This window comes from Mesorhizobium sp. M1A.F.Ca.IN.020.04.1.1, from assembly GCF_003997315.1.
In the GTDB taxonomy this organism is placed as follows: domain Bacteria; phylum Pseudomonadota; class Alphaproteobacteria; order Rhizobiales; family Rhizobiaceae; genus Mesorhizobium.
This window is the reverse complement of the sequence record NZ_RZSN01000350.1, coordinates 1-1,976: the sequence shown is the minus strand read 5'-3', so window position 1 is coordinate 1,976 and position 1,976 is coordinate 1. Positions and strand designations below refer to the sequence as shown.

Annotated in this window: 2 protein-coding genes; both read left to right on the top strand. The window is 62.2% G+C overall.

Going from position 1 to position 1,976, the window contains the following annotated elements; genetic code table 11:
• Window positions 1–145 precede the first annotated feature (145 nt).
• Window positions 146–865: a phosphoribosyltransferase gene (locus tag EOA49_RS31710; RefSeq protein WP_127242272.1), complete on the top strand. Its 720-nt coding sequence runs from the start codon at window positions 146–148 to the stop codon at window positions 863–865.
• A 9-nt stretch (window positions 866–874) separates the two neighbouring features.
• The gene (locus EOA49_RS31705; RefSeq protein WP_127242273.1) at window positions 875–1,324 is read left to right on the top strand and encodes a pyridoxamine 5'-phosphate oxidase family protein; all 450 of its coding nucleotides are present in this window, start codon (window positions 875–877) and stop codon (window positions 1,322–1,324) included.
• Window positions 1,325–1,976: the final 652 nt, after the last annotated feature.

Below are 1,976 nucleotides of genomic sequence, written 5' to 3'. Positions count from 1 at the left end.
GACCTGGGACGCGCTCGGCATCCCCTATGCCGCCTCCGGCCGCCCGGCCGTCGCCAAGAGCGACCGGATTATTCCACTCCTGGTGCCGAAATCAGGCGGGTAGCAAGCATCCGATCGGGTAACGATCATTGAGGAGGAAATGCCAATGTTTCGCGATCGCGAGGAGGCGGGACGAAAGCTCGGGGCCGAACTGGAAAAGCTTCAGCTCGAGAACCCGATCGTGCTCGCATTGCCACGGGGCGGCGTACCGGTCGCCGTCGAGATCGCAAAGGCCCTCAAGGCACCACTTGATCTGGCGATAGTGCGGAAGGTCGGAGCGCCGGGAAATCCGGAACTGGCAGCCGCCGCAATCGTTGATGGCGATCCGCCGGACGTGGTGCTCAACCGGGACGTCGTGGAGGCTTATTCGCTCGGCGATGACGAACTTCGGGTGCTGGTCGCAAAGGAACGTCCGGAGCTCGAGAGACGTCGTACCGCATATCGCGGCAAGCGCGCTCCTTTGGAGATATGCGGCAAGACGGTGATCATCGTTGACGACGGCGCGGCCACCGGGACGACGATGAAAGTCGCGATCCGCGCGCTTAAGAGACGTTCACCTCGGCAAATCGTCGTAGCCCTCCCGGTGGCATCGCCAGAGACGTTGACCGATCTTGCCTACGAAGCCGACTGGACCGTCTGCCTCAGCGAACCGGCGCATTTCCGGGCGCTCAGCCAAAATTACCTCAAGTTTCCTCAGCTCTCAGACGATGACGTGGTTTCCATCTGGGACGAGGCCGCGCGCGTCCAGAACACCGGTCGACGCGGCAATCCGAGGCGAGATGGCGATGCGGCCGCAGATGGGGACACCGCGACCGCGAAGGAATAGGAGACGCCCATGCTCATCCGCACACTTGCCACGCTGGAATGTACAAAGCTGCTAACGGCCAACCGCTTCGCTCGGCTGGCCTGCGCAAAAGACGGACAGCCTTACATCGTTCCGCTCTATTATGCCCATTCGGACAATCATCTCTATGCGTTCTCGATGTTGGGCAAGAAGATCGATTGGATGCGCAGCAATCCGCTCGTCTCGGTCCAAGTCGATGAGCGGGGCCCCGGCAGAAGCTGGAAGAGCGTGGTTGTCGACGGGCGCTATGAGGAACTTCCGGACCGCGTCGGACACAAGCTCCAGCGCGACCACGCCTGGGCCCTGCTCAGCAGGCATGCGGATTGGTGGGAACCGGGCGCGGTGAAGCCAGGTGCGCCGCAAGCCGCTGCCGACCTGCCGCATGTTTTCTTCCGGATATTTATCGCCCACGTCTCTGGGCGCGAGGCGAGTGACAACTGATCCAAACGGACCAACCAAACTGGGCGGAGCGCCAGCGTCGCGAGGCCCTTGAGGTCTTTCGGGCTGGTGTCGGGTGAATAGGTCAGCGTGACACGCTCGCCGCCGGCGCAATTCATCTTCGGCAAGATCCACTCCATGGCGGGCGCATCAGCGCCGAAGCGGTCGCGTTACACCGCTAGATCGAGCCGCTGAGAGCGGTGGCAGTCGAGCCATCCGGCCGTGACGGACATACCCGCCTCGATCAGCTCTTTGAAGGGTCCAGCCGGTGCTCATGGTGGCGATGTAGGCAGCGAAGATCCAGTTCGCCAGAACGGCTGGAGCCCACTCCTGAGGGAGGGTCGAGCGGGCTCCGTTGCTTGCCTATCAGACGGCACGGATAGACTGGGAGGACACACCGTGCCGTCCAATCAAATAACCGCCTGCCCGTCACGATGTTCCAGTCGGGCGGCTGACCCGACTAATGCACGGGCTTCAGTCGCAAACAGCGAAAGTTGCGAGTCCGCTAATATGGATGCAGAATTAAACCCCCACCTTCAAGCGGTGGGGTGGCCCGACCCGCGATATCCTGTGTCACCTAGGTTAAGCGGGCCGGGCCGCAGAGGTTCCTGCTGGGGTGCCCGATGCGTTCTCAGCCAAACAGTATCTCGAACCC